This window comes from Kitasatospora sp. Ki12 (assembly GCF_054601375.1).
This window is the reverse complement of the sequence record NZ_BAAIHT010000006.1, coordinates 11,539-33,431: the sequence shown is the minus strand read 5'-3', so window position 1 is coordinate 33,431 and position 21,893 is coordinate 11,539. Positions and strand designations below refer to the sequence as shown.

General features: G+C 71.3%; 32 protein-coding genes. 23 read left to right on the top strand and 9 right to left on the bottom strand.

The window, feature by feature from the left end:
• The first annotated feature begins 93 nt into the window (after positions 1-93).
• From ACYP53_RS42485 to ACYP53_RS42470, 4 genes are all read left to right on the top strand, one after another.
• Positions 94-756 (top strand): hypothetical protein, encoded by a 663-nt coding sequence (locus ACYP53_RS42485; protein ID WP_459651422.1) that lies wholly within the window; start codon positions 94-96, stop codon positions 754-756.
• Between the two features lie 128 nt (positions 757-884).
• Positions 885-1,139, top strand: a complete 255-nt coding sequence (locus ACYP53_RS42480) for a hypothetical protein (RefSeq protein ID WP_459651421.1) — start codon at positions 885-887, stop codon at positions 1,137-1,139.
• Positions 1,140-1,254: 115 nt separating this feature from the next.
• Positions 1,255-1,509 carry a DUF6213 family protein gene (locus tag ACYP53_RS42475; protein WP_459651420.1) on the top strand — a complete coding sequence of 85 codons (255 nt, stop codon included), beginning with the start codon at positions 1,255-1,257 and terminating at the stop codon, positions 1,507-1,509.
• A 79-nt stretch (positions 1,510-1,588) separates the two neighbouring features.
• On the top strand, positions 1,589-1,939 hold the full coding sequence (locus tag ACYP53_RS42470) for a hypothetical protein (protein WP_459651419.1): 351 nt from the start codon (positions 1,589-1,591) through the stop codon (positions 1,937-1,939).
• Here ACYP53_RS42470 and ACYP53_RS42465 read toward each other — a convergent pair.
• Positions 1,908-2,402 (bottom strand): hypothetical protein, encoded by a 495-nt coding sequence (locus ACYP53_RS42465; RefSeq protein ID WP_459651418.1) that lies wholly within the window; start codon positions 2,400-2,402, stop codon positions 1,908-1,910. The two genes, ACYP53_RS42470 and ACYP53_RS42465, sit on opposite strands and share 32 nt — an antisense overlap.
• Positions 2,403-2,688: 286 nt before the next feature.
• Here ACYP53_RS42465 and ACYP53_RS42460 point away from each other — a divergent pair, with 286 nt between their 5' ends.
• From ACYP53_RS42460 to ACYP53_RS42445, 4 genes are all read left to right on the top strand, one after another.
• Entirely contained in the window at positions 2,689-3,099 is a 411-nt protein-coding gene (locus ACYP53_RS42460) for a hypothetical protein (RefSeq protein WP_459651417.1), read from the top strand.
• A gap of 130 nt (positions 3,100-3,229) precedes the next feature.
• A complete protein-coding gene (locus ACYP53_RS42455) occupies positions 3,230-3,532 on the top strand; it encodes a hypothetical protein (protein ID WP_459651416.1) in 303 nt (100 codons plus the stop codon).
• A 6-nt stretch (positions 3,533-3,538) separates the two neighbouring features.
• Positions 3,539-3,859, top strand: coding sequence for a hypothetical protein (locus tag ACYP53_RS42450; RefSeq protein ID WP_459651415.1), 321 nt, complete (start codon positions 3,539-3,541; stop codon positions 3,857-3,859).
• 221 nt (positions 3,860-4,080) lie between these two features.
• Positions 4,081-4,278, top strand: coding sequence for a hypothetical protein (locus tag ACYP53_RS42445; protein WP_459651414.1), 198 nt, complete (start codon positions 4,081-4,083; stop codon positions 4,276-4,278).
• 72 nt (positions 4,279-4,350) lie between these two features.
• Here ACYP53_RS42445 and ACYP53_RS42440 read toward each other — a convergent pair whose 3' ends face one another.
• The gene (locus ACYP53_RS42440) at positions 4,351-4,845 is read right to left on the bottom strand and encodes a DUF4145 domain-containing protein (RefSeq protein ID WP_459651413.1); all 495 of its coding nucleotides are present in this window, start codon (positions 4,843-4,845) and stop codon (positions 4,351-4,353) included.
• A 475-nt stretch (positions 4,846-5,320) separates the two neighbouring features.
• Between ACYP53_RS42440 and ACYP53_RS42435 the strand changes: the two genes are divergently transcribed.
• The 4 genes from ACYP53_RS42435 to ACYP53_RS42420 all read left to right on the top strand — a co-directional run bounded on the left by ACYP53_RS42435 (position 5,321) and on the right by ACYP53_RS42420 (position 7,312).
• Positions 5,321-6,037 (top strand): adenylate/guanylate cyclase domain-containing protein, encoded by a 717-nt coding sequence (locus ACYP53_RS42435; protein ID WP_459651412.1) that lies wholly within the window; start codon positions 5,321-5,323, stop codon positions 6,035-6,037.
• Positions 6,034-6,534 (top strand): Pycsar system effector family protein, encoded by a 501-nt coding sequence (locus ACYP53_RS42430; protein WP_387695836.1) that lies wholly within the window; start codon positions 6,034-6,036, stop codon positions 6,532-6,534. Before ACYP53_RS42435 ends, ACYP53_RS42430 begins: the two co-directional genes overlap by 4 nt.
• 122 nt (positions 6,535-6,656) lie before the next feature.
• Positions 6,657-6,989 carry a hypothetical protein gene (locus ACYP53_RS42425; RefSeq protein ID WP_380630769.1) on the top strand — a complete coding sequence of 111 codons (333 nt, stop codon included), beginning with the start codon at positions 6,657-6,659 and terminating at the stop codon, positions 6,987-6,989.
• Positions 6,986-7,312 (top strand): hypothetical protein, encoded by a 327-nt coding sequence (locus tag ACYP53_RS42420; protein ID WP_459651411.1) that lies wholly within the window; start codon positions 6,986-6,988, stop codon positions 7,310-7,312. The genes ACYP53_RS42425 and ACYP53_RS42420 overlap by 4 nt, the downstream gene beginning before the upstream one ends.
• 393 nt (positions 7,313-7,705) lie before the next feature.
• Here the strand turns inward: ACYP53_RS42420 and ACYP53_RS42415 are convergent, their stop codons facing one another.
• Entirely contained in the window at positions 7,706-8,194 is a 489-nt protein-coding gene (locus ACYP53_RS42415; protein WP_459651410.1) for a hypothetical protein, read from the bottom strand.
• Between the two features lie 156 nt (positions 8,195-8,350).
• On the opposite strand from ACYP53_RS42415, the gene ACYP53_RS42410 reads away from it, so the two are divergent.
• The 3 genes from ACYP53_RS42410 to ACYP53_RS42400 all read left to right on the top strand — a co-directional run bounded on the left by ACYP53_RS42410 (position 8,351) and on the right by ACYP53_RS42400 (position 10,113).
• A complete protein-coding gene (locus ACYP53_RS42410) occupies positions 8,351-8,533 on the top strand; it encodes a hypothetical protein (RefSeq protein WP_459651409.1) in 183 nt (60 codons plus the stop codon).
• A 289-nt stretch (positions 8,534-8,822) separates the two neighbouring features.
• The gene (locus ACYP53_RS42405; RefSeq protein WP_459651408.1) at positions 8,823-9,485 is read left to right on the top strand and encodes a hypothetical protein; all 663 of its coding nucleotides are present in this window, start codon (positions 8,823-8,825) and stop codon (positions 9,483-9,485) included.
• Positions 9,486-9,615: 130 nt separating this feature from the next.
• Complete coding sequence (locus tag ACYP53_RS42400; RefSeq protein WP_459651407.1) at positions 9,616-10,113, top strand: hypothetical protein; 498 nt, start codon at positions 9,616-9,618, stop codon at positions 10,111-10,113.
• A gap of 63 nt (positions 10,114-10,176) precedes the next feature.
• On the opposite strand, the gene ACYP53_RS42395 is transcribed toward ACYP53_RS42400, so the two are convergent.
• The gene (locus ACYP53_RS42395) at positions 10,177-10,407 is read right to left on the bottom strand and encodes a hypothetical protein (protein WP_459651406.1); all 231 of its coding nucleotides are present in this window, start codon (positions 10,405-10,407) and stop codon (positions 10,177-10,179) included.
• Between the two features lie 146 nt (positions 10,408-10,553).
• On the bottom strand, positions 10,554-10,766 hold the full coding sequence (locus tag ACYP53_RS42390) for a hypothetical protein (protein ID WP_459651405.1): 213 nt from the start codon (positions 10,764-10,766) through the stop codon (positions 10,554-10,556).
• 303 nt (positions 10,767-11,069) lie between these two features.
• Here ACYP53_RS42390 and ACYP53_RS42385 point away from each other — a divergent pair, with 303 nt between their 5' ends.
• From ACYP53_RS42385 to ACYP53_RS42375, 3 genes are all read left to right on the top strand, one after another.
• A complete protein-coding gene (locus ACYP53_RS42385; protein ID WP_459651404.1) occupies positions 11,070-11,300 on the top strand; it encodes a hypothetical protein in 231 nt (76 codons plus the stop codon).
• A gap of 197 nt (positions 11,301-11,497) precedes the next feature.
• A complete protein-coding gene (locus tag ACYP53_RS42380) occupies positions 11,498-12,130 on the top strand; it encodes a YaaC family protein (RefSeq protein ID WP_459651403.1) in 633 nt (210 codons plus the stop codon).
• Positions 12,131-12,189: 59 nt separating this feature from the next.
• Positions 12,190-12,621: a hypothetical protein gene (locus ACYP53_RS42375; protein WP_459651402.1), complete on the top strand. Its 432-nt coding sequence runs from the start codon at positions 12,190-12,192 to the stop codon at positions 12,619-12,621.
• 10 nt (positions 12,622-12,631) lie between these two features.
• Here ACYP53_RS42375 and ACYP53_RS42370 read toward each other — a convergent pair whose 3' ends face one another.
• Positions 12,632-13,165 (bottom strand): GNAT family N-acetyltransferase, encoded by a 534-nt coding sequence (locus ACYP53_RS42370; protein ID WP_459651401.1) that lies wholly within the window; start codon positions 13,163-13,165, stop codon positions 12,632-12,634.
• Positions 13,162-14,427, bottom strand: a complete 1,266-nt coding sequence (locus tag ACYP53_RS42365; RefSeq protein ID WP_459651400.1) for an XRE family transcriptional regulator — start codon at positions 14,425-14,427, stop codon at positions 13,162-13,164. Before ACYP53_RS42365 ends, ACYP53_RS42370 begins: the two co-directional genes overlap by 4 nt.
• 254 nt (positions 14,428-14,681) lie before the next feature.
• Here ACYP53_RS42365 and ACYP53_RS42360 point away from each other — a divergent pair, with 254 nt between their 5' ends.
• Positions 14,682-15,080 (top strand): hypothetical protein, encoded by a 399-nt coding sequence (locus ACYP53_RS42360; protein ID WP_459651399.1) that lies wholly within the window; start codon positions 14,682-14,684, stop codon positions 15,078-15,080.
• Entirely contained in the window at positions 15,077-15,325 is a 249-nt protein-coding gene (locus ACYP53_RS42355; RefSeq protein ID WP_459651398.1) for a hypothetical protein, read from the top strand. The genes ACYP53_RS42360 and ACYP53_RS42355 overlap by 4 nt, the downstream gene beginning before the upstream one ends.
• 22 nt (positions 15,326-15,347) lie before the next feature.
• Here the strand turns inward: ACYP53_RS42355 and ACYP53_RS42350 are convergent, their stop codons facing one another.
• On the bottom strand, positions 15,348-16,691 hold the full coding sequence (locus ACYP53_RS42350) for a NucA/NucB deoxyribonuclease domain-containing protein (protein ID WP_459651397.1): 1,344 nt from the start codon (positions 16,689-16,691) through the stop codon (positions 15,348-15,350).
• 205 nt (positions 16,692-16,896) lie between these two features.
• Between ACYP53_RS42350 and ACYP53_RS42345 the strand changes: the two genes are divergently transcribed.
• The gene (locus ACYP53_RS42345; protein WP_459651396.1) at positions 16,897-18,105 is read left to right on the top strand and encodes a hypothetical protein; all 1,209 of its coding nucleotides are present in this window, start codon (positions 16,897-16,899) and stop codon (positions 18,103-18,105) included.
• A gap of 465 nt (positions 18,106-18,570) precedes the next feature.
• On the opposite strand, the gene ACYP53_RS42340 is transcribed toward ACYP53_RS42345, so the two are convergent.
• Entirely contained in the window at positions 18,571-19,422 is an 852-nt protein-coding gene (locus ACYP53_RS42340) for a phosphotransferase (RefSeq protein ID WP_459651395.1), read from the bottom strand.
• A gap of 985 nt (positions 19,423-20,407) precedes the next feature.
• Here ACYP53_RS42340 and ACYP53_RS42335 point away from each other — a divergent pair.
• Both ACYP53_RS42335 and ACYP53_RS42330 read left to right on the top strand, forming a co-directional pair.
• Positions 20,408-21,082: a sigma-70 RNA polymerase sigma factor region 4 domain-containing protein gene (locus tag ACYP53_RS42335; protein ID WP_459651394.1), complete on the top strand. Its 675-nt coding sequence runs from the start codon at positions 20,408-20,410 to the stop codon at positions 21,080-21,082.
• Positions 21,079-21,849, top strand: coding sequence for a hypothetical protein (locus tag ACYP53_RS42330; protein WP_459651393.1), 771 nt, complete (start codon positions 21,079-21,081; stop codon positions 21,847-21,849). The genes ACYP53_RS42335 and ACYP53_RS42330 overlap by 4 nt, the downstream gene beginning before the upstream one ends.
• Positions 21,850-21,893: the final 44 nt, after the last annotated feature.

The window sequence follows — 21,893 nt, the reverse complement described above, 5'->3', positions numbered from 1 at the left end:
GGCCGCCCGAAGGTGAGGCCAACGGGTTTGGCTGCGGGGCTGGCGGCGGGTTGGCTACGTTGCTGGCCTCAGCGACAGAGAGAGGCGGGCGAGGTGGAGTTCCCGAAGCGGCAGGATCTGGCGGAGCTCGGTGCGGCGGAATACGAGGCGCTGGCGTCGCTGTGGGAGGCGGTGAGCATGCTGCACGTCGAGCTGAGTACGGCGCTGGCAGCCGAAGACCGGGCCCGGAGGCTGGAGGACAACGCCGAGCGCCGTACCGAGGGCGCACGGTTCGCGTTCGAGGTCGAGGCGTTCGGCGGACTGGGCCGGGTGGCATTCCGGTGTGTGGACGAGTTGGAGACGCTCGTGTGGCGGTACGCCAGCGCAGCCGCGGTGCTCGGGATCAGCGTGCTTGAGCGGCTGGCGGTCGGCGGCCCGCCGCTGCCCGCGGAGGTGGTCGAGCGGTTGTGCGCCGAGCCGACCCTGGCCGAGTTCGAGCGCGCGGTCGCCGTTCCGGTCGACGGACTCCTCAACCGGCAGGGGACGCACCTGGAGCGTCACCGCGAGGAGCGGCGCAAGATGCTCCACCTCGTGGAGACCGCCTACGAGTGTCTCGGCGATTCCGACGACCCCATGGACCGGTCCACGGCGGCCGGCGCCCGGATCTTGGTGGACCACCCCGAGCACACGGACAGGCCGTGGGTCGGCCTGCTCGATTCCCTGGTGGGCCTTGTCCTGCAGAAACCGAACGAGATCAGCCGCGTGCTGAAGGGCTGATCCTGCACCACCAGACAGTCCGGACCGCGGATCAACGATGCCGCGGCCGGACCGGCGCCACCGCGGGGGATGGGCGCGTCCGGCGGTGGGCGGCCGCGGCCGGGCGCGGCTCGCTGCCCAAGGTCGGGTTGAGTTCGCTGTACCTGGTCGACGGCCAGCGGGTGTACGCGCCCGCGGTCGGTGACCGCGTCAGAGTCCTGCACCTGGCCGTCGTCGTCGGCCGCAGCACGGCGCCGTGGGCCGGGTGCGGCCGGGTGAACCGTCTGGACGAAGACGGGCTCCTGTTCGCCGACGAGGTCGGTACCGCCCGGCTGTGCGCCGCAACCGGCTGTACCGGCCGGCCGTGGAACCTGGGCCGCGGCGCCCGGCCGGCACGCCGCTGAACGTCCGCAGCGCCCCCGTGTCGCCGAAAAAGCCATCCCCGGCCGCCCGAAAAGGGCGGTCGGGGATTTTTATGAACCAGTTCACCGAATTCCCGGAACGCAGCGGAGGAAATTCATGAATGAGCAGCACCCGCCCGACGGCGAGCAGCGGTTCCAGCTGCCGGTGCGCCGCGACCAGGACGGCGCCCTGGTGGTCCCGGCCGACGCTGTCACCGGCCTGCTGCGCTGCATCGCCGCGGTCTGGGACGAGTGGGCGCAGCTGGGGGTGCCCGGGATGGACCCGGTGACCACCGGTGGTTTGTGCGGGGTGCTGGCCGCGCTCGCCGACCAGCTGGACATCCAGTGCATCGCCAAGGCCGGCCAGGACTGACGCCAGGGCAAACAGCCGGGCCGAGCCGCCCAGTCACCCGTCCAGGGCCCATCCCCGCAGCGGGGGTGGGCCCTTTCGCATGCCCTCGCTGAAGGAGAAGCCGATGCCGACGCTGCGCTACACCCCCGCCGCCGCCCGCACCCTGGCCCGCCTGGAGAAGGGGCGCCGGGCCGACCCGCGCCGGCTGCTCCGGGTCCGACGGGCCCTGGACCACCTGGCTGCTGACCCGCGCCACCCCGGCCTGTGCTCCCACCGCTACCTTGGCCTGCCCGGCCACCCCCACACCGCCGCCTGGACGTCCTACGTCGACCAGGGCGCCGGCGCCTGGCGGCTGTTCTGGACCTGGGGCCCGGCCTGCGCCGACCGCCCCGGGTACGACGGCCAGGACGATTCGGTGGTCACCGTGCTGCAGATCGGCGCGCACCTGTAGACGGTCCGCGGTCACGGGAAGCCGGAGTGCCGAAGGCCTCGACGTAGCGGTTCGCCGATCCTCGGTCGAGCGTGATGCCATAGGTCAGCAGTTCGGCGAGCAGGGCCTCGGTGACGGCGTTGCGGCTGCGCACGTCGCCGGGCCGCACCCGCAGGCGGTGCAGCAGCTCCAGCGCGTCCTTCTTCGTCGCACAGGCGGCCAGCCGCTGACCCAGGTCTCCCTCGTCGTCCGGTGTGCGAGCGGGCGGGACGGTGGCGCCCGACGGGGAGTCCTGGGTGGTGGCCAGACGGCCGAGCTGTGCCTGGATCACCGCGAAGGCGACGCCGGCCGGGGCAGCCCGGCCCAGCTGCACGCGCAACTGCTCCTCCGCGTCGACCACGGTCGCACGGGCCTCCAATACGCGGTCCACGCTCCGGACCAGCTGCTCCAGGGCGTCCTCGGCCGGGCTGTCGGTAGCTCTCACGACGGGCGAACGAGCATGGTCCCGGACGGGTCACCGCCCGCGGCCCGTCTGGACGACGCTGATCACCGTGCCGCTGATCAGCCCGCACACGCAGTACGGCCGGCTCCGTCGTGTCCGCGAACCGGTGGTGGCGCGGGGCGCTACCGTGTCACGAGGCCGTTCCGGCGGCCGTGCCGTACGGCGTTCAGGGCCGACTCCCCTGGCATACGTCGGGCAGAAGAAGCCTGCTTCCCCGAGAGAAACCTGTCCGCGTGCCTGCTCTTCCCGGCGCGCCGGAGTCGGCGGCGTGCCCGAACGGAAGATCACCATGGCCGACAACAAGCAGCAGCGGATGGCGCAGATCCGAGCCTTCTGCACCACCGAGAGCTACCAGCAGGCCCTCGCCGCCATCCGGCGAGGCGGAACCTGGCGCCCGCTGGAGGTCAGTGCCGAGCTCAACGACGCCAGCGGATGGGACATCCGGATGGGCGGCGACGGCCTGCTGCGCACCTGCCCCGAGTGCGCCATCGACACCCTCGCGGACACCCGGCACGAGGTGATGCCCAAGAGCCTCGGACCCGGCGACGCCTGGTTCTGCTTCACCTGCCTGTTCACCGCCGCCGACAGCGAGCTCGGCGACTGCCAGTCGTGCGGCCAGCCCACCACCGACACCGAGCTGTCCGTGTGCGCTGGCTGCGTCAACGGCTGGATGTCCTGACCGGCCCGTCCAGTGGACACCGCCGCCGGTGGGATTTACCCACTTGCCCCGCCTGGGTACTGTGGGTTCTATCGACAACGAACCGCCCCGGGGCCGCGAATTTGCCGCCCTGCACCGGAAGGGCCCGACCATGACGATCATGCAAAGTGAGGAGTTCGAGACAGTCGCCGAGACCGAGGTCGACAGCCGTGGCCGGGTCTCCCTCGGCCGGGCCGGTGCCAAGCCCGGCCGCCGCTACCGGGTGGAATCCAACCCGGACGGCGTTCTCCTGCTGACCCCAGTCGTCTCCATCCCGGAGCGCGAAATGCAGGTGTGGACCGACCCGCTGCTCGCCGAACGCATCCGCGCCGGCATCGAGCAGGCGCAGCGCGGTGAGACCGTCGATCTCGGCGACTTCTCGGAGTACCTCGACCAGGACGATGGCGAGGACTAGGACACGGTGCACGTTCTGCGATTCACCGAAGACGCCGCTGAGACGCTCCGGCGCCTGGCGGCCGGCCCCAAGGCCGACCCGGTCAAGCTGAGGAAGGTCCGCAAGGCCCTCGCCCTCCTCCAGACCGACCCGCGCTACCCTGGCCTGCACTCCCACCAGTACGAGGCCTTCCCCGGACACACCGCCGAGAAGGTCTGGGACTCCTACGTGGAGAACCACAACCCGTCCGCCTGGCGGATCTACTGGATGTACGGGCCGGACGAGAAGAACGACCGGGGCGAGCCGGTCTCGGTCATCACGGTGCTGGTGATCGGCCCGCACCTGTAGGCCGCGGGTTCGGGGCGGGTCCGGCTCCCGATCGGCGGAGCCGGACCCGCGCCGGGCCTTCCCTGTGGTTCGCCCACAAGACGGGCGCCGGGCCGCAGGCGCGCTGACACCGGTAGCGGGCCGCCGGCAATCCCGCACCCCTGGCAGGCGCCGGGTGACACTGGCCCTGCAAGGGCGGCCGTGGAGTCGGTGGGTCCGTCCGGCCGAAGGTGGAGGGACTCATGACCGAGAACGAACGCCAGGCACCGGACGGCGGGATGCGCCAGGTTCTGGTGAAGGTGCGCTGCGACGAGGACGGCACCGTGGTCGCGCCCGCCGCCGACATCGGCACGATGCTGCGCGACATCGCCAGGAGCGGGTGGGCCGGGGCTGGGACGGTGTGGACCCGGCGACCACTGGTCGTCTCGGCGCGGACCTGATGCGGCTTGCGGACCAGCTCGACGTTGAGTGCATCGCCCGGACGCCGAGCTGACCCGCCGACCGGGGCAGGATCAGGCCTGTGCGGTGTCGGCGGGGGCGGGGAACAGCAGCTTGGCGGTGTCGAAGGCGGCGCGCACCATGTTCACGGCCATGACCGGAGTGAGGGCGCTGCCGGTCATCTCGCCGTGGGCGAGTTTGTTGCGCAGCGGCCGGCCGGCGTTGAGCCGGTCGGCGAGGTCGGCCGAGATGACGCCGGTGGCGGCGGCCAGATCGATGAGCTGCTGCAACGTCTTCTTCTTCACCCCGAGGTGCTCGGCGAGGGCGCGCTCCAGCGCGAACAGCGAGTACGTGACGGCGACGGTGGTGAACTCGTACCGGTAGTACGAGTGCCGGATCAGCTCCCGGGAGGTCTCCAGCACGCTGACGACGTAGGCGGGCGCGTGCTCGGGCAGGACCAACTCGGCGACCAGCTCGTGCATGTCCGAGTAGTGGTTCACGAAGTGGTGGGCACGGGAGTCCGGCACCGGCCAGGGGAGTGGTCCGGGCAATGGCGGCAGGGTGTCCATCCGCGCAGTCTCGTCCCGCGGCCGCACACGGCGCCACTGGTTTGGCACGCAAACGCCCACGATCCGCCGGATGACATGTCCGCGGCCGAAATATTGCAGGTCAAAGCCCTGGCCCCCGTCGATCAGCGGGTCTAGCATTCCCGGCACGGCGGCCCCACCACAGCAAACCGGGCCGCCGGCCAGCCAGCGCAGCAGCGCCGTGGCCCCGGCGCTGCTGGCCTCCCACCGGCCGGGCCCCGCGGAACACCCCCTGCTTCCCGGGACCCGGCCGCGCTTGCGCTCCCGCCTTGGACGCCCGCCCATTCGTTGCGCCCGTTCTGCAGGGACGGCTGCGGTCGCGCAATCCCCTTGCGCTAGGGCCTGCATGTAGTGGTTATATGTCACGCGCGCCACTACATGTTGTGTGCTGCGGTTCCGTGCCTTGCCCTCGGGGGCCGCGACCGCGCCTGCGCTCCGTTGGAAGGACACCTGCTCGGTGGGACTGAAAGACCAGATCAACCAGGCCCTCTCGGATCTCGTCGGCCACGACTGGCAGGTCACCCAGGGCACCGTCGTGCCGAAGACCGAGAACATTGTGTTGAAGAACGGCGCGCGGGAGCTGGACGCCGTCTACCTCTACGCCGACATGATGGGCTCCACCAAGCTGGTCACCGAGTTCCCTCCGGGGACGGCGGCGAAGGTGATGCGCGCCTTCCTCGCGACCGCCTGCCGCGTCATCCGCAGCCATGACGGCCACATCCGCAGCTTCGACGGCGACCGCGTCATGGGGATCTTCGTGGGCGGGAACAAGAACTCCCGCGCGGTCCAGGCCGCCATGGAGATCAAGTACGCCACCGACAACTTCGTCCGCCCGGCCCTGGAACGCAAGCTGCCCTCCCTGGTCACCAAGGGCTTTGCCCTTAGCCACGTCTGCGGCGTCGCCTCCGGGAAGGTCTTCATCGCGCGCGCCGGTATCCGCGACCACAACGATCTGATCTCGGTCGGCCAGGCCGCCAACATCGCGGCCAAGCTCAGCGACATCCGGGAGACGCCCCAGAAACGCACCTACATCACCAAGGCCGTCTTCGACACCATGGCGGGCAACCGGAAGGTCTCTTCCGATGGCAGGCCGATGTGGGAGGAGAGCGTCCAGACCGTCAACGGGACGCGCACCACGGTCTACCGCTCCGGCTGGGGCTGGGTGATCTCGTGACCACCGACGCCGACGCGGTGGAGACCGCGTGGAAGATCCACGCGGCCGTGGCCGACTGGACCGGCAAGGTCGACGCGAAGGCGTCCTTCGCGCTCACCCTGGAGACCGCCGTGCTTGTGGCGATCGGCGCGCTCCTCAACGCCGGCGACCGGCTGCGGCACCTCTCCGGCTTCTGGGCGAACCTGTTCTTCTGGCCGGGGGCGGCCTGCATCGGGATCGCCGCGCTGTACGCCATCGCCGTCGTCTCGCCGAACATCCGCAAGCGCGCCATGCCGACCGAGGCGGCCGAGAACTTCGTCTTCTTCGGGCACCTCAAGCAGTGGAACACGGACGACCTGGCCGAGGCGCTGAGGACCAAGGACCCGCTGCCCGTCCTGACCCGCCAGCTCGTCGTCATGAGCCAGATCGCCTGGACGAAGCACGTCCGTGTCCGCTTGTCCTTCAACTGGGCGGTCGCCGGATCGGCGCTGCTCGCCCTCGCCTTCGTGGCCGCCTGAGCAGACCGGCCGAGCCGGGTACGGGATTGTGGCTCCGCAGACCACTGCGAGGCCGCTACCGTCGACACCACAGGGCCCGGCCCGGTGCCGGGAGATGCCGACAGGGAGAGGAGTTGGTGGGGATGAGCGCCCAGCCCGCCGAACGAGGGGGCGGTCGTCTCGGACTGCCGCCGATGGACACGGTGCAGGAACTGCGCGCCGCGCTGCGCGCCGGCCACGGCTTCCCCGGCGACGCCGAGCGCCTGGACGCCGAACTCGCCGAGCAGCTGCTGCGCCGCGTGCCGATGGACCGCCTCGACCAGGTCGACCAGGTCCCCGCCGTCGTGGACCTGGTCGCAGTCGCCGAGATCGTCGCCGCCTACCGCGGCCGCGTGCTGCTCGCCGCCGACCCGGAGACATCCGACGCCGTCGACCAGGCCGTCGCCGACCTGCTGGCGCGGCAGGGCGCCGAGTGACCGACCAGCACCAGCAGCCGGACCCGGCGGTCGCCGTGGTCACCGACCGCGCCGCCCAGCGCGCCAAGGAGCTCGGCGCCACCGAGGCACTGGAAGCGCTGCGCGCCGAACTCGAACACCGGCCGCGGCTCGGCCGCCCGATCCGCACCGTCACCGAGGGCGGCCAGCAGGTCGAGCTGTACTCCACCCGGATCGAGGGCGACCGGGTCGAAGGCCGGCCCGCGCTCAACGTCGTGCACGCCTACGCCCCCGCCCCGCCCTGGCCGCCGGCCGTACGGATCGCAGCCGTCGTCCCCGAAGACCCGCCGCACCCCGCGCTGTAGAGCCGGGCCGCCGGGCCGCGCCCGCTACGCTGCTGCCGGTGCCCGCCGGACCCGAGACGCACACTCCGGGCCATCACCGGCGGGCGCCGTCGCGCCGCCGTCGGCCTGGGACAAGGCTGAGACACCTCTGTCCCAGCACGCCCGGTATGCCCGATTCGCTGGGACGGTCCCACCCGAAAACCCAGGTCATGCTGTTCTGCGTCCGGACCTGGGACAAGGCTGGGACAACCGGCCGCCGACCTTCGTGTCCTCTGACAGGTCACCCTGACCGATTGACAAGTGATCTTGACTGCCTTCGGGTCTCTGCCACCGGATCTTGACCGAGAGGAAGTGGTGGCTTCCCAGCAGATCCTGCGCTGTTTGCGCAGTGCACGGGCAGGTATGGCGGGGGAGTCAGCGCCCGTACAGGGAGATCACTGTCCGGCCGAACGGTGCGGGAATCCAGTTGCCGCGGACTGGACCGGGCCGATGAGCGTCCCAGCGGATTCGCGCGGTCGGCGGGAGGACCATCGGCACAGTGGAGGACAAGTCTGTGTCCGAGCCGATGAGCGGCAGGCCCAGTCCCACAGACACACGGCTGTGAGGCGGGGCGATCGACCAGTGGTCCGCTCGAAGGAGCGACTGGTAGTGGCAGGGCTCCAGGAAGGCGACGGGGAGCCAGGTGCCACCGGCGTCCTGTACCTGGAGGCTTACGACCAGGGTGGCGCCTATCGACATGCTGCCCCCCTTCATGTCCTCGGGCGGGTCGCCGACGACGACGGAGAGGAAGACCGTCTCCACCTCGGTCAGGTCGATGGACTCCGAGTAGCCGGTCCCGGCGAGCGTGACACCCGCCGGGTTGTCGCCGTTGTTGGCCCAGATCAGTCGTGCGGGTTGAGGCACGGGTTCCTCCAAGCGACGGCAGGGGTGGCAGCTGCGCATCCCCTGAGGGACACCAGGTTCACGCGGGCTACTCGGACAAGGAACCCCCTTGCCGGGGCCGGATGCCACGTGCGAGGCGCGGACGGGTGCGGGTGCGGTGGTGCCGGTCATCTCGCCGTGGGCGAGCTTGTTGCGCAGCGGCCGGCCGGCGTTGAGCCGGTCGGCGAGGTCGGCCGAGATGACGCCGGTGGCTGCGGCCTGCTCGATGAGCTGCTGCAGAGTCTTCTGGCGGCCAGCACCGGGCGCGACGGCCAAGGCGACGCGGTGCTCACCGCGCTCCGGATCGGACCGCACCTGTAGGCCCGGTCCGGGGCCACGGTGGGGCCCGCTCCCGGGTGTCGGAGGTGGATCCGGGGTTCGCCGGTCGGAGTTGCGCAGTGGTGCCGTGGGCCGTGTGCGCGGCCATGGCCGGGGTGGTGCGTACCGGCTGGTTCGCCATGGGCGGGCTTGGTTGTGCGTGTCCGGCCTGTCGGCCATCCGCAGATCCTTTTCGGACACTAGTGCGAATCTTTGATGTGTCCCTGCCCTCTGTTCGTGCAGGCTCTTCCCCGTGGCCCGACCGGGCCGCATCTCAGGAGGGGGGAACCTCGTGATCAAGTTCGCCACCGCCGCGGCCGTCGCGGCGCTGACCGCGGCGACACTGGCCGCCACGACGCCGTCCGCGACGGCCGCCGAGGCCACGCCGGCCGTGTCCCACGTGCACGGCGAGGCCGGCCTCAAGCTCACCGGCTACGACACGGCCGTCGCCGAGGCACACGGCTACGTCATCAAGAGCACGGCCGACGGCATGCAGTACACCGTCAAGAAGAACGCGACCCCGGCCGAGGACGCCACCGCGCAGGCCAAGGCCGCCGCGCTCTGGGGCAAGAGCGTGAAGCCGGCCCCGGGCGTGGCAGCGCAGCCGGACTCCCACGACGAGTGGAACGACGTTTGCGGCAAGGCCTGGCTCGACGGCGACGCGGTCGGCGGCCGCGCCATCCGTATCGAGTCCGGGTTCAACCTGCTGCCCGGCCAGGCCGCGATCTTCTACTACTGGCACGTCCACGCGGTCGACGGGGGTGGCGTGGCCAACCACGCCTGGGGGCCGAGCGGCCTGGCCGACCGTAGCGAGTGGAAGGGCAAGTGGGCGCCGGGCGGCCTGACCATGGGCAGCGCGTATACCCGGCTGGACTCGGACACCAGCTACGCGACGCTCGACGACGGATCGGTCTGCCACCCCGCGACCCTGACGGTGTACTACACCATCTACTAGGCCGACCGGAACCGCCTGCCCGGCGGGCCGAACCGCTGTCCGTGAGCGCGGGTGCGGTGCCACGATGAGACGGCACCGTACCCGCGCTCTACTCCCTTGGGGGGCTGTCATGTTCCGCAGCACTGCCCGTATGGACCGTCCCATCGAGCCCACCTGGCAGGAGACGCTCCGGGCGTTCGGCCACCGGGTCGCCGCACTGGAAGAGCCCCGTCCCGGCTGGCACCGGCTGGTCGGCCGGCAGTCGACCGACGGTGTCCTCCACCACCTCGACCTGCAGTACTACGAGGACCGCACGAACCTCGTCCAGGTCACCAGCCACCGCCCCCTGCCCGATCACATCCGGGCGCGATCCGCCTTCGACCTGGAATCGCTCCTGGACGTCTTCCTCGCCAACGCCTCCGCCACCGGACCGATCGACCTGCCCGGCGAGCCAGAAGAAGAGGGACCCGGGCAGCTCATCGTCGACGGCACCGTCATCGAGGCCCGACGGCTCACCCACGGCGACTACGTGGCCACCAGCGCCAGCATCGGGACGGAGACCGTCGCAGTCATCAGCACCGCAAGCCTGCACGACCAAGCGGTGCGCATCCGGCTCCACGCCGGCGAACTCCAACCGACGACGCGCTGAGATTCGCGCGCCCGGCAGCGCTCAAATCCAGGGGTGGGCCAGCCCAGCGGCACAGCCTGCTGCTCAGGCCGACGGGCCCACGGTGTCCTGGCGGGCGGCCTGCTTGAGGGCCATCTCGGCCTTGTGCCGGTTCTCCGCGCCGGCCCAGTACGAGTGGGAGTACAGCTCGGCGCCGACCGCAGCGAAGGCGCTGCGCTTGTCCTCGGTCGGGTCGGCGGCCCAGTCGGCCTCGGCGGCGTACCAGCGGCGCTGGAGGGCGAGCAGGTCTTCGGGGAAACCGGAGGAGTCGGACATCGGGCCATCGTAGGTCGTGCACCAGTGCGGTCGACGGCACCACGTCCCAGGCCCGCGGGACGATGCCGACCGGACCGCTCCCGGGCCGCTGCCCGTCGAGGCACAGGCCCGGCCCGGTGCTGGACCCGCCGACGGGGACAGGGGCGCTACGCCCCGGCGCGGCCGGCGTCCACGGCCTGGTTGAGGTGGTGGGCGAGTTCGGGTAGCTGCCCGATCGGGTCGTTGGTGTGGGTGATGGTGCGGGGCATCGCGAGGGCGATGGCGCCGACGGCGGCGAGGGCGAGGCCTTCACCGGCGGTGATTCCGGGTTCGCCGAGCAGTACCAGTGCGCTGAGTACGGAGGTGACGTCGTCGGGCACGCCGCCGTCCTGGTCGTCCTCGGGGTCCAGGTCCCGACCGCAGGCGAGCGCGGCGGCCGCGTACTCGGCCAGGTGCCGCCTGCCGCCGCTCCTGGTCCCGAGCCCGCAGCTCCGGGTCAGGGCCCGGCGGCACCTGGCCCTCGGCGGCCCTGGTCTTGTCCTCGTGCAGGGAAAGCGAGTTCGTCGTCATGACGAGTGAACCCGCGCACCGCTGCTCGGGTCACGGCACGAGGGCACAAGGCCGTGCTGGCGAAGAACCGGCGGCTCGCCGGATCCGGTGCTCGGGGTGACAGACTGTCACTCATGAGTGATGATCAGCCCGGCCGTCAGGCCCGGCGGCGCCCGCTGGCCCAGCCGTTCTCCCACGCCGATGCCGCGGTCGATCAGCCGTACGGCGAGCGACTGCTGCCGGTCCAGCGTCTGGACACGCCTTTCTCCACCGAGGCCGGCTGCGACGAGGAGAACGTGCGCGTCCGGCCCGCCAGCCGTCGTCCTCTGGGTCCCGGTGATCTTGCCGCCCGGACGCCCGCCTGACCAGACGGCCTGCCGCGGCCGGTGCCGGAGCGGCTGGTGGCCGTCGAGCTGGTTGCTCACCTCGTCGACGCCCAGGAGCGCGAGGCGATGGAGCGGCTAAGTGGCCGGCATCCCGGTACCACCAGCCGTCCGAAGCGGACCCCGCAGAACGTCGAAACCCGCTCGTGGAGGTGGGCGAACCCCGGTAGCGTCCGGGCATGGTCATCGACACCTCGGTCCGGGACGCGTGGGACGTGCTGCGCGGAGCCCGCTCCGCCCCGCCCGGCCTGGCCGCGACAACGCCGCGCCGGCGGCGGGTCTTCGGCGCGTCGTTGGAGCAGGCGGAGCAGTTCTTCCGGGCGGCGGCCACGGTAGGGCCTGCGACGCAGCCGGTGCTGGTGTTCTATGGGCTGAGCCAGGCTGGCCGGGCAATCGCGGCGAGTGCGACCGCGCTGGTCCAGGACGACAGGTGGGGTCTGAGTGGGCACGGCATCCGCGCGAAGCAGGCCGACGGCCCGCTGACGGAGGTCCGGGCGCTCACCGACGCCGCAGGGAAGCGGGCCAGCTTCGTGCGGCTGTCCGAACTGCTCGACTCTCCGGTGTGGGAGGACGAGCCGGTCACGCTCGCCGAGCTGTGGGACTGCCTGCCCGTGAACGTGCGGACGCCGCTGGACCCGGGGCACTCCACCAGGGTGACGCCGCTGCTCGTCGATCACCACAGTGTCCACAACGAGCCGCATCCGCTGGTGAGCGTTCCCGTGGTGGCGTGCGACGTCCGGCCTCCGCCGGGCGTCGCACGCGTTTCCGACCAACGACGGCGCGGGCCACGAGATCATCAAGAGTCCGGATGACCGTACGTCCGACGGGGCATGTTCAACTCGGACCTGTCCAGGGCGAGGGGAGCAGCGCGGTGTCGTGGCGAGATGCGGTGCAGCCCGCCCTGCGGGTCCTGCTCCAGGGCGACGGCTACACGGACCCGCATCTGGAGCTGCTGCGCCTCGGGGTGGAGCACCCGGAAGTCGCGGCCCAGACCGTCGTCGTGACGCTCGCCGTGGACGGTGCGCTCGTCACGGGGACCATGGTCTCGGCCGCGATGTGGGAGGACCTGCACGTCAGCCAGATCGGAGAGGCCGACTACTACGGTCTGCGGAAGGTCCTGCGAGAGGCTCTCGGGCACCTGGACCAGGCCGTCGAGGACGGGCGGCGGCGCCGCCAGGCCGACCCACGCTTCCTGCATCTGCGGGATGTCGAGGTCAGAGCGGGCCGGGCCGCCCACACACTGCCGGCCTGGCGCGGCCGCGTCGACCAGGTCAGCGGCTGGAGCCTCGGCTCACCTGTCTGACCGCGGCGGCTCACAGCGGCAGGTGGCGGAGCATCACGGCGTAGCGGGGGGAGTCGGGGAAGGGCTGTCGCAGGCCGATCTGCCGGTATCCCCAGGATTCGTAGAGGGCCTGGACTTTGGGGTGGTCGGGGTCGACGAGGAGGACGGCGAGGTGTTCGGGGCGGTCGGTGAGGAGGGCTTGGTGGAGGGCGGTGGAGGTGCCGGTCTTGCGCCAGGCGGGGCGGACCATGAGCTCGGACAGGCCGAACGTGGAGGGGGCCGCTGGTTCCTGGGGGAGGTGGTCGCGCCACCATTCCCGGCCGTAGGGGAGCGGGGCGCCGTACGCGAATCCGATCGGCTCGCCCTTGCTCTGGTCGTAGGCGACGGCGCAGGTGAAGCCGGGCCGGGTGGTCCAGTGGTCGACGAACCAGGGGAAGCGCTGGACGAACGGGTCGTGGGCCTGGTCGGCGTAGGCGTCGGCGTGGACGGTGAGCAGGAGGTGGCGGAAGTCGTCCGGCAGGTGGTCGGCGCGGTGGAGGCGGATGTCGGGGGCGGCGTTGGTCACGGTCGGCTCCAGTCGTCCCGGTGGCGGTCGGCCCACTCTCGCGCAGCCGGGGAGGCGGGCGCCAGGGTGAGCAGTCCGCGGTGGAGGTCGCCGAGCAGGGTCCGCATCCGGCCGGGCAACGGGGCGTCGGCCATCAACGCGAAGACCGTGCTTCCGGTGGCCGCTGCTTGTTCGGCGTCGCCCTGGCCGAGCTGGGCGAGGCCCAGGCGGGCGGTGGCCATGGCCCGGTTGCGGGTGAACCGGTCGGGCAGCTGGGCCAGTGCCTGGTGGGAGAACGCCTCGGCCAGCTGCGGCTCGCTGAGTTGCAGGTGGACGATCGAGTGCAGCGCCCACAGTTCGGCTCTGCCGTAGAACGCCACCCAGGACGGCCGGGGGGTCGTACGGTCCTCGGCCCTGGCGAGGGCGTCGCGGGCGTGGCCGAGCGAGCGTTGCGCGGCCCGGCGCTCTCCCAGGCCGGAGTGGGCGACGGCCGCCCGCGCGTGGGTGAGGGAGGCGAACAGCGGGTCACGGCGGCCCGCGCCGGTGGCCTGGGCCGCCTTGGCTGCGGCCAGGGCCTCGGCGTGCCGGCCGCGTTGGTGGGCGAGCATCGCCACCGAGTTCCAGACCCGGACCTGGGCGACAGGGTCGCGGGCCAGGCCCGCCAGGGTGAGGCAGCGGTCGAGGTGGCGCTTCGCGCGCTCGCGGCCGCGGGCGTCGATCGCCGACCAGGCGGCGACGGCGGTGTAGTCGGCCGCGACGGCGAACAGCCGGCTCCGGACACGTTCGCTGGCGCTGCCCTTCTGGAGGCCGAGCGTTCGGGCGGCGCCCGCGAGGGCCGAGCGCTCCAGCCCGGTGTGACCGCCGCGGTGGTCGTCGAGCGCGTCCAGGGCCGCCAGCCCGGCGCGTGCGCGTGCGACGTCGGACACCCCGACGGAGGCCGGCTGCCGGAGCGCCGGTACGAGCGCGTTGCCGGCTGCGGCGGCACCGGAGACGAAGAACGTCCGGCGGTCCACGGAGGCCTCCGGGGAGGCGGAGCGATGGGTGGCGGGCGGCACGAGACCGAGGTCTGCGGCCGCGCACCCGAATACGGCACCCAGCGCCGCGACCGTCCGTCCGTGCGGCCGGCGGTGCACCCCGGCCAGCAGGTTGTAGACGGTGCGCTCCGAGATCGTGCCCGGCCTCCCGGTCAGCCGGTGGATCTCGGCGTTCATCAGCCGGGCCAGCCCCGCCTGCGTAAGGCCGAGCTCCTCCATCCGCTGCCGCAGCAGCGCGTTCTCACCCACGGCACCCAAACGTAGCGTCACCGTCACCCCGCGCGTCGGGCCCTGGGCAAAGCCAGGGTCAACTCTTCCGGTTGGCCGCGACCACGAAGCAGCACTTCTTCCTGACCGGATCCGCTCCGAAGGGCGTTGACTGGTTGTCAGCCGCCCGGGACGCGGACACCAGCTTCCCGGGCCGGCCCCGATCGCGGCCTCGCGCCCGGCTTCCCCCGTCCGGACGCGGGGCCGCACACCCGGCACCGGCAGGGAGAGCCCCCGTGACGACAGCAGCAGATCGGCCCGGACCTCCGCCACTTGTGCCGCCCAGGCCCGACGCGGCGGTCGGCTATGTCTGCGCCGTCCCGGACATCGTGTCCGCCGGCCTGTTCGCCGCGTGGTGCGAGCGGCGGGCCGCCGGCGAGGGCTGGGCCCTCACCGAGGTGATCACCGACACCGACGAACTGCAGTCGCTGACGGAGCGGCCCGGCTGGCGGCGCGTCACCGAGCTGGTCGCCGCCGGCACGATCGGCGCGGTCATCACGGTGAACCGCTCGATGGTCGCCCCCGCCGCCCAGGGCTGGGCCCGCGTCTCTGACCGCCTCGCCGGCCATGGCGTCGCCCTGGTCACCACCGGCAGCACCGCCCGGGCCCGCGAGGCCCAGGACGGCTCCCGATGACCATCGGCCGGCCGGCCATCCGGACCGGCGTGGTGCACCGTCTGACCGCCGCCGCCACCGCACCCGACGCCACCAAGCGCATGGCCTGCATCGCCCCCGCCCGCAACGTGATGCGCACCGCGGCCACCAGCTGGGGCGTCGAGGCCTCCGAGCCGGATGCCCGGGTCGCCATCGCCGGCGAACTCGCCCTCGGCGGCCAGACCCCCTACGAACGCCTCAAGCAGAAGACCCAGACCCGGCTGTAGCCAAGCTCCGGCAGATGCACACCTAGTCGGTGATGGTGACGGTGAAGTTCTCGCCGTCGAGGATGCGTTCGGACAGGACGGCGTTGCCGTACTCGCCGCCCGCGCCGCTGTTCTGTTTGAGCGGTACGTGGCTGCGGACGCAGTTCACCATAGGTCCGGGGTACCTGATCATTTTGACTTCCCAGTGGTCGCTGTTCCACCAGGGCTGGATCTCCGTGCACAGGTTGCCGTTGGTGCCACCCTGCGCGGTCGCGGCGAACGGGAACTCGTCACACGAGTCTTGTTCCGCTGTGACGAGGATGGGTTTGAAGGGGTTCGGGGCGGCCTCGCAGCTCTGGTAGCGGTTGCGGTCCCTGATTTTTCCGTCGTCGTCCCGGACCCGGATCAGTGTGTGGTCCTTGGTTCCGAAGTTGCCGCCGATGAGCGTGTTCTGGGCCCACTGGTAGGTGATGGCTGCGGCCCCGTACTTGGCGATGGAGATCCTCACGTCGGCCATGTTCCCCATGACGATGCAGCCGGTGTTGGCGTCCTTGCTGACCTTCGCGTCGCAGCGCACCGTGTTGGGGTTGTTCCACCGGTTGTCACGCTTGCGGGGGATGTTCTCCCCGGTGGAGTACGTGACGGAGTGGTAGGACGGCACGATCTCGCTCTGGGTTTCGTTGCCGACCGTGGTCCTGAACGTGAAGAAGCCCCGTTTGGTTTCGCCGGGGGCGATGGTCGCGCTCATCCTGCGGTTGTCCAGCGTGCACTGGCCCGAGCATGAGGCCTCGAACACGAAGACCATGGAGCCGACGTTGGGGGTGGCCTGGACGGTCGTGGCGTCGACCTGCTCGCGCCAGCTCGCCCCCCGCGAATCGAGGGAGGCCTGCTGGGCGATGTGGAGGATGGCGCTGCCGATCGGCGCGCCTTCTTTGTCCTCGAGGGTGTAGTCGACTTCGCTTTCCAGGCAGTAGCTGTGGCGGGTCGAGGCGTACCATGTGTCCGATTTGCAACTCCACACCGGGATGCTGCTCTTGAGGGCTTCCCGGGCCGGGCCGTGCGTGACTTCCGTGCAGGATTTGACCGCGCCTTCCTCGTAGGCCTTGGTTCCGGGGCCGACCGGGGTGCAGGTCTTTCCGGGCGCGGCCGGGGGCACGGTGGCCGGTCCCGTCTTGATGCAGGTCCAGGCCATGCCCTCGCGCGAGAGGTCGGCCCCGGGTTCCGTGCAGTCGCTGTGGCCCTGGGGGACTGTACGGTTCGCGGGCGGTTGGGCGGCGGCCGGTTGGGCGCCCAGGGCGCACAGGGCTGCGGTGAGGGCGAGCGAGGCTACGGCTGCGAACAGTTGCCTGGCAAGTTTCAAAAGATGATCCCCTGTTCGATGGCGCACGGGTTCACCGAGGATCGAACCGGTCCGGCAGTGGTGTGCACAAGGGGAGGAATAAGACCCTCCACGAACTTATGTGGCCTGTTCCGGCCTCACGCCGCGCCCTCACGGTCGTTACATTCGTCCTTGACCTGACATATACACGACCAAGGGGAAATGGATAATGACGCGCCCCATACGACCCGTCAGCCGCACCGGCAGGTCACTCATGGCGGTGACCGCTATGGCGGTCACCGCCATGGGCTTTGCCGCCTCACCGGCGGCCGCAGCGCCCGCCGCCACGACGGCGCCCCGGCTCGGTGACACCTGTACGGCGGCCGACCTCGGCACACGCCACCCGGTCATCAAGAGCACCGAAGTCACCCCCACCATCACGCACTTCAAGGGCTGGTATGTCACCGACGGCTCGACCGGTTCGCAGACCGTGGACACCAGTGTCCAGGACACCATCTCGGTGTCCGTCGGAGTCAACGGCAACATCCAGGGCAACTTCCAGGTTGAGGCCCTCGGCATGGTCGGCGGCATGCTCGGCCTGAACGTGCAGGTCAACTACACCCACACCTCGACCACGAACAAGTCGATCTCGTGGGACTTCCGCAAGCCCGGCTACTACGGCCTGTACGAGGGCACGAAGAAGGTCACCGGTACGTACGGGAGCCTCAACTGCAACCGGTCGGATGCGGGCGTCCTGAAGTGGGTTGAGGGCCCCGACACCGGGTCCTACACCACGTACACCACCCTCGAAGAAGGCGCGGTGCGCTGCGAGGACAAGGTCCCCGCCAACAGCATCATGGCCAAAGCCCAGGGCCTGCTGGACTGCGGCTCTCCCGCCGCCACCGCGCAGCACCCGGCAGGTCCCGTCCCCTCGGCCAAGGCCGACCAGGCCAAGCACGACACCGCAGCAGCCGACGAGGCCGGCCAGAGCACGAAGGCCACCCAGGCCGCCAAGCCCGCCGCGCTCGCCGCCCTGAACTGCCAACCCGGCGCCTACAGGATCGACGTCCCCGGCAAGGTGTTGAACTGGAGCGCACCGCTCCTGGCCAACGACGGCATCCGCCTGCGCGAATCCACCTTCTTCAGCGCCCACCTGGACAACTGGCGGCTGTGCAACGTGACGGAGCACAACGGAGTCCTCGAGGCGTCCCTGTGGAACTGGGGCAACGGCGGATGCGCGACCATCCCCGCGAACATCGCCAACCAGGAGCAGGCCTACCTGACGACGGCCACCTGCAGGGAGGACGACCTCCAGCGGTTCTACATCTACCGCGACGTACCCGGCAGCCCGAAGGTCGGCCTGCAGAACAAGTACACCGGCTCCATGATCGGCTACGACCGGTACGCGGACGGCGAGCTGATCCGCCAGTACTCCAGCGGCAGGCAGGACGGCACGGGTACGTTCACCATGACCGGAGTCTGACGGCCCACACCCCGTGAGCGCGGCCCCGCACGTGAACCCTGGCCACCCGGATTCGTGCGGGGCCGGGCGGTCGGTCAGCTTGGCTGTGCGGGTCGAGTTCTCTCGGACCGCAGGGGGAGTGGGTGAGGAGCCGCTGGCGGACCTGTTGTTCTCATGGCGTAGCCGGTGCCGCCTCGTCAAAGGAGGCACCACCGGCTGCTCGCCGCTACGCCCACTCGACGCCGAACGTCTTCCTGGCCGGGAACCCGGCCGCTTACCGGCGGCACACCGTCCGGGCGGAGCGCGCCGCCGCCCGCCTCGCCCACACCCTCCACGGCGCGAAGAAGGTGACGGTGGGCCAGGCCGCCGAGGCCCTGCTGCATGCCCCGGACGGGCGCACCGGCAAGGACTACCTCGGCTACCTGTGTCCCACGCACCTGTACGCGGTCCTGGCCCGGGCTTCGCCGACCTGGCCGCCCGCGGCTTCTACGAGGTCACCGCGGCGGGGGAGTTCCAGCCGGTGCGGTGAGCGATCCACTCTCGCCCCGCGGCGGCGGCCCGGGCCCGGTAGGCGCCGAGCGCGCCGCTGGGCCCGGTGCGCTGCTGCCATGTCCAGAACCCGGTGAGGGCGACCGCGAACCCGGTTACCTCCTGCGCCGGGGTCTCCCGCCAGGCCGGCATCGCCTCGGCGAGCAGCCGCTCGGCATCGGCGGCGGTGTGGCCTGCCAGTACCAGCTGCGGCAGCAGGAACGCGGCGTCGACCCAGGCGGCGCCGCGCGCGAACCACGACCAGTCGATCACCCGCACCCGGCCGCGTTCGAGCAGCATGTTGTCCGCGCGCAGGTCGCAGTGCAGCAGGGTGTCGCCCTCGGTCGCCCTGACCAGCGCGGCCGGATCGTCGAGTTCGGCCAGCTCCGCGGCGTGCTCCAGGCCCCAGCCGTCCAGGCCGCCTTGAATCAGGCGCTGCCAGTGGCCGGCCAGGGTGTCGGCGAGCGCGGAGAACGGCCCGGCCTGCTTGACCGGGCACGGGGTCAGCTCCCGGCCGAGCTCGGCCACGGTGTCCAGCACCGCGCCGAGCTCCGACGAACCAGGCGCAAGATCCGGGTTGCCGCCGGCGACGTCCTCGAAACCCAGGACCAACCACCCTGCCGTCTCCACCGTCCACAGCAGCCCCGGAGCGATCCGGGCGGGCAGATGCACTCCGACGGTGGCCTCGGCCCGGTACATCGCCACCGACCGGTCTGCCGCCGGCACGCCCTTGATGAACACCTGGGTGCCGTCGGCGAGCCGCAGGCGCGCGGCGATGCCCGGAGTGAACCCGCCCGACGGGTAGTCCACGCCCGTCACCCGGGCCCGCGAACGCTCCTCGACAGCCGTACGGACAGCGGGAGGAAGGTCGTCCCAACCGGGACGGCCGGCAGGCGGCGTGGACACCATGATGGCCTCCGGGGTCGACGGGTGGGCCGACCGTACCGCGCGCACCACCGTGATCGCCGCGAATTCTGTGCTGGCGGCGGTCCGCATGGGCGCCGTCTGCCGCCGCCGGCCCGCGCGAGCGCATGGCCTCGCGCGCCCCGGCCCGGGTGGTGGTACGCACCGCCGCCACCGGCGGGGGCATCGACGACCTCGAGCTGGACGACTTCCTGACGGGCCCGGACGATCGTGCGGCTGAGGGACCGTCTGGATGACCTCGTTGCCTGGGAACAGGAGCGGCGGGCCCGGGCGTGGGCCGAGGAGCTGGCCGCGCAGTTCGGGGGCGACGACCGGTAGGCCGCGCGGGGCGGCCCGCGTGTCGGGCGGAGCCGAGGTCCGGTCCGGGCCGGGGGTGCCACTCCGGCAGGACGAGCGAGCCCCGGGTCAGGTTGACCGTTTCTGCCAGTGTTCTCGGCGGTTACGTCTCGGCGGCCTGATGGCCAGTCAAACCCGTTCACGGTGGGCAGTTTGTGTGATCTGCGCCACTTTAACTACTGTGAGTTATTGGTCATATCAACTGGGCTATTGGCATATGCCTAGCTCGTGGCCATCGGGGGCGCTGTGGACTGTCGCGACGACTACGTCAAGCAACCATAGATGATCTCTTAGTGAAATCCGTTCGGACCTCGTGCGTGAATCCGGGGGCTGTGCCGCAAAGCTGGAAGCGAGCCCAAAAGCGGCTCCGGCGAAGCAAGGAGCGCCGCAATCCGACCGGAAACGAGCACATGGACAGCAGTACGCACTACCGGCCCCGGCACCTCCAGCCCACGCTTGACGCCTGTGGCCCCCGGCGGTGTGCGGGGGGCGCGAAGTCGCGTGCCGGCCACCCGCCGCACAGCGGGGAGGAGAGTTGAGCGAGGACTCCCCGGGGGTGACCGGCGCGGACGACGCGCCGCTGTGGGACCCCGCCGCCGCGGCCGACGCGGTGTCAGCTCTCCCCGACCCCTTCGCCCTGGAGGACACCACCGACGTGGTCGACGTCGAGGTCGGCGTCGAGTTCGAGGGCTACGTCCTTGACCAGCGCCCCGAGATGCTGTGCTTTGCCGAGGAGGTCCTTCAGTCGGAGGCGGCGGCCGAGGAGGTCATCCACGAGGTCACCGTCTACCTGGGCGCCAACTGGCAGCAGATCCTCGCCTCGCGCAACGCCGAGGACGAGATCTGGGAGGTACTGGGCGCGGCCGTGCTGGAGCGCGCCTACCGCATGGGGCGCGACCCCCGCCTGCAGCGGGACCTGGACACCGCGCGGCGGCTGATCGAGGACATGTTCGCGCTCCTCCATGACCGCTACAGCGAGCTCGGAACCGTCCACGACGCCATGAAGCCGCTGACCCGCGGCGAGTTCGCCGCCGTCATGATCAAGCAGGTGATGGGCTTCACCAGCAAGCTCGCCGCCTTGATCCTCAACGTCCACCCGGCCACCGTCGACCGGAACCTGCGCCGTGCCAAGCAGCTCCTGCACGACGACCTGGCCCCGCTCCGGCTCTTCGAGGACCACCAGAACCGCGCCAGAGGAGGACGCCAGTGACGGCCCCCGACCCCACCGACCCGATGGCCCCCGAGCGGGTCGAGCAGCTCCTCGCCCGCGCCCGGCCCCAGCGCAGGACCACGGACGACTACCCCCGGGTCATCCGGCGCATCGCCCACGACCTGGCGGCGTACCGCCGCGGCGAATACGAGCATCCCGCCTGGTGGGCCCACCACTCCCGCGCCCGCCTGGGCCTGGACTCCCTGGTCCGCTCCGTGCTCACCGAGGAGGCCCTGGCCATGGTCGTCGACCTCGCCGAGCAGGACGAGGTCAACGACCGGCCCGCCCAGCTGCAGCACCCGATCGACGTCAGCGAGATCGACGCCGAGATCGCCGGGTTCCAGATCTTCGGCTGCCTGCTGTACCTGGCGGGCCACCCCACCTCCGCCGCGTTCTGGTGGGGCATGGCGGCCGGCGCCGGCGACCGGCTCTCGGCCACCTTCATCTACCTGCTCCACCTGCAGCGCGGCGAACTGCGCCAGGCCATTCGCTGGTTCCAGGAAGCGCACTCCTTCTTCGACCTGCCCGCCGGCGTCGGCACCATTCCGCCCGGTGTACCGGACATGGCCGGCTACATGCGTGCCCTGCCCGCCCACCTGATTCCGTGGACCAGCCCCGAGAACGCCGAGCCCACCGACCAGCTGGCCCCCGAGGTCGAGCGCCTGGTGGTCCGCGCCGGCCCCGGCGACGCACCCGTCATCGACGGCGTCGCCGGACGTCCCGGCCCCCGCCTCGCCACCCAGATCGAACAGCTCGCCAGCCACTGAACCCGGATCGGCCCGCCGCCCTTCGTCCGGCGGGCCACCCCGGG

Coding starts and splice junctions, on each gene's coding strand:
- ACYP53_RS42345 (WP_459651396.1), top strand. CDS start 16,897: ATGGCGGTGACCGCTATGGCGGTCACCGCCATGGGCTTTGCCGCCTCA.
- ACYP53_RS42445 (WP_459651414.1), top strand. CDS start 4,081: ATGACCGAGAACGAACGCCAGGCACCGGACGGCGGGATGCGCCAGGTT.
- ACYP53_RS42400 (WP_459651407.1), top strand. CDS start 9,616: ATGGACCGTCCCATCGAGCCCACCTGGCAGGAGACGCTCCGGGCGTTC.
- ACYP53_RS42455 (WP_459651416.1), top strand. CDS start 3,230: ATGACGATCATGCAAAGTGAGGAGTTCGAGACAGTCGCCGAGACCGAG.
- ACYP53_RS42395 (WP_459651406.1), bottom strand. CDS start 10,407: ATGTCCGACTCCTCCGGTTTCCCCGAAGACCTGCTCGCCCTCCAGCGC.
- ACYP53_RS42470 (WP_459651419.1), top strand. CDS start 1,589: ATGCCCTCGCTGAAGGAGAAGCCGATGCCGACGCTGCGCTACACCCCC.
- ACYP53_RS42440 (WP_459651413.1), bottom strand. CDS start 4,845: ATGGACACCCTGCCGCCATTGCCCGGACCACTCCCCTGGCCGGTGCCG.
- ACYP53_RS42385 (WP_459651404.1), top strand. CDS start 11,070: ATGAGTGATGATCAGCCCGGCCGTCAGGCCCGGCGGCGCCCGCTGGCC.
- ACYP53_RS42425 (WP_380630769.1), top strand. CDS start 6,657: ATGAGCGCCCAGCCCGCCGAACGAGGGGGCGGTCGTCTCGGACTGCCG.
- ACYP53_RS42475 (WP_459651420.1), top strand. CDS start 1,255: ATGAATGAGCAGCACCCGCCCGACGGCGAGCAGCGGTTCCAGCTGCCG.
- ACYP53_RS42355 (WP_459651398.1), top strand. CDS start 15,077: ATGACCATCGGCCGGCCGGCCATCCGGACCGGCGTGGTGCACCGTCTG.
- ACYP53_RS42380 (WP_459651403.1), top strand. CDS start 11,498: ATGGTCATCGACACCTCGGTCCGGGACGCGTGGGACGTGCTGCGCGGA.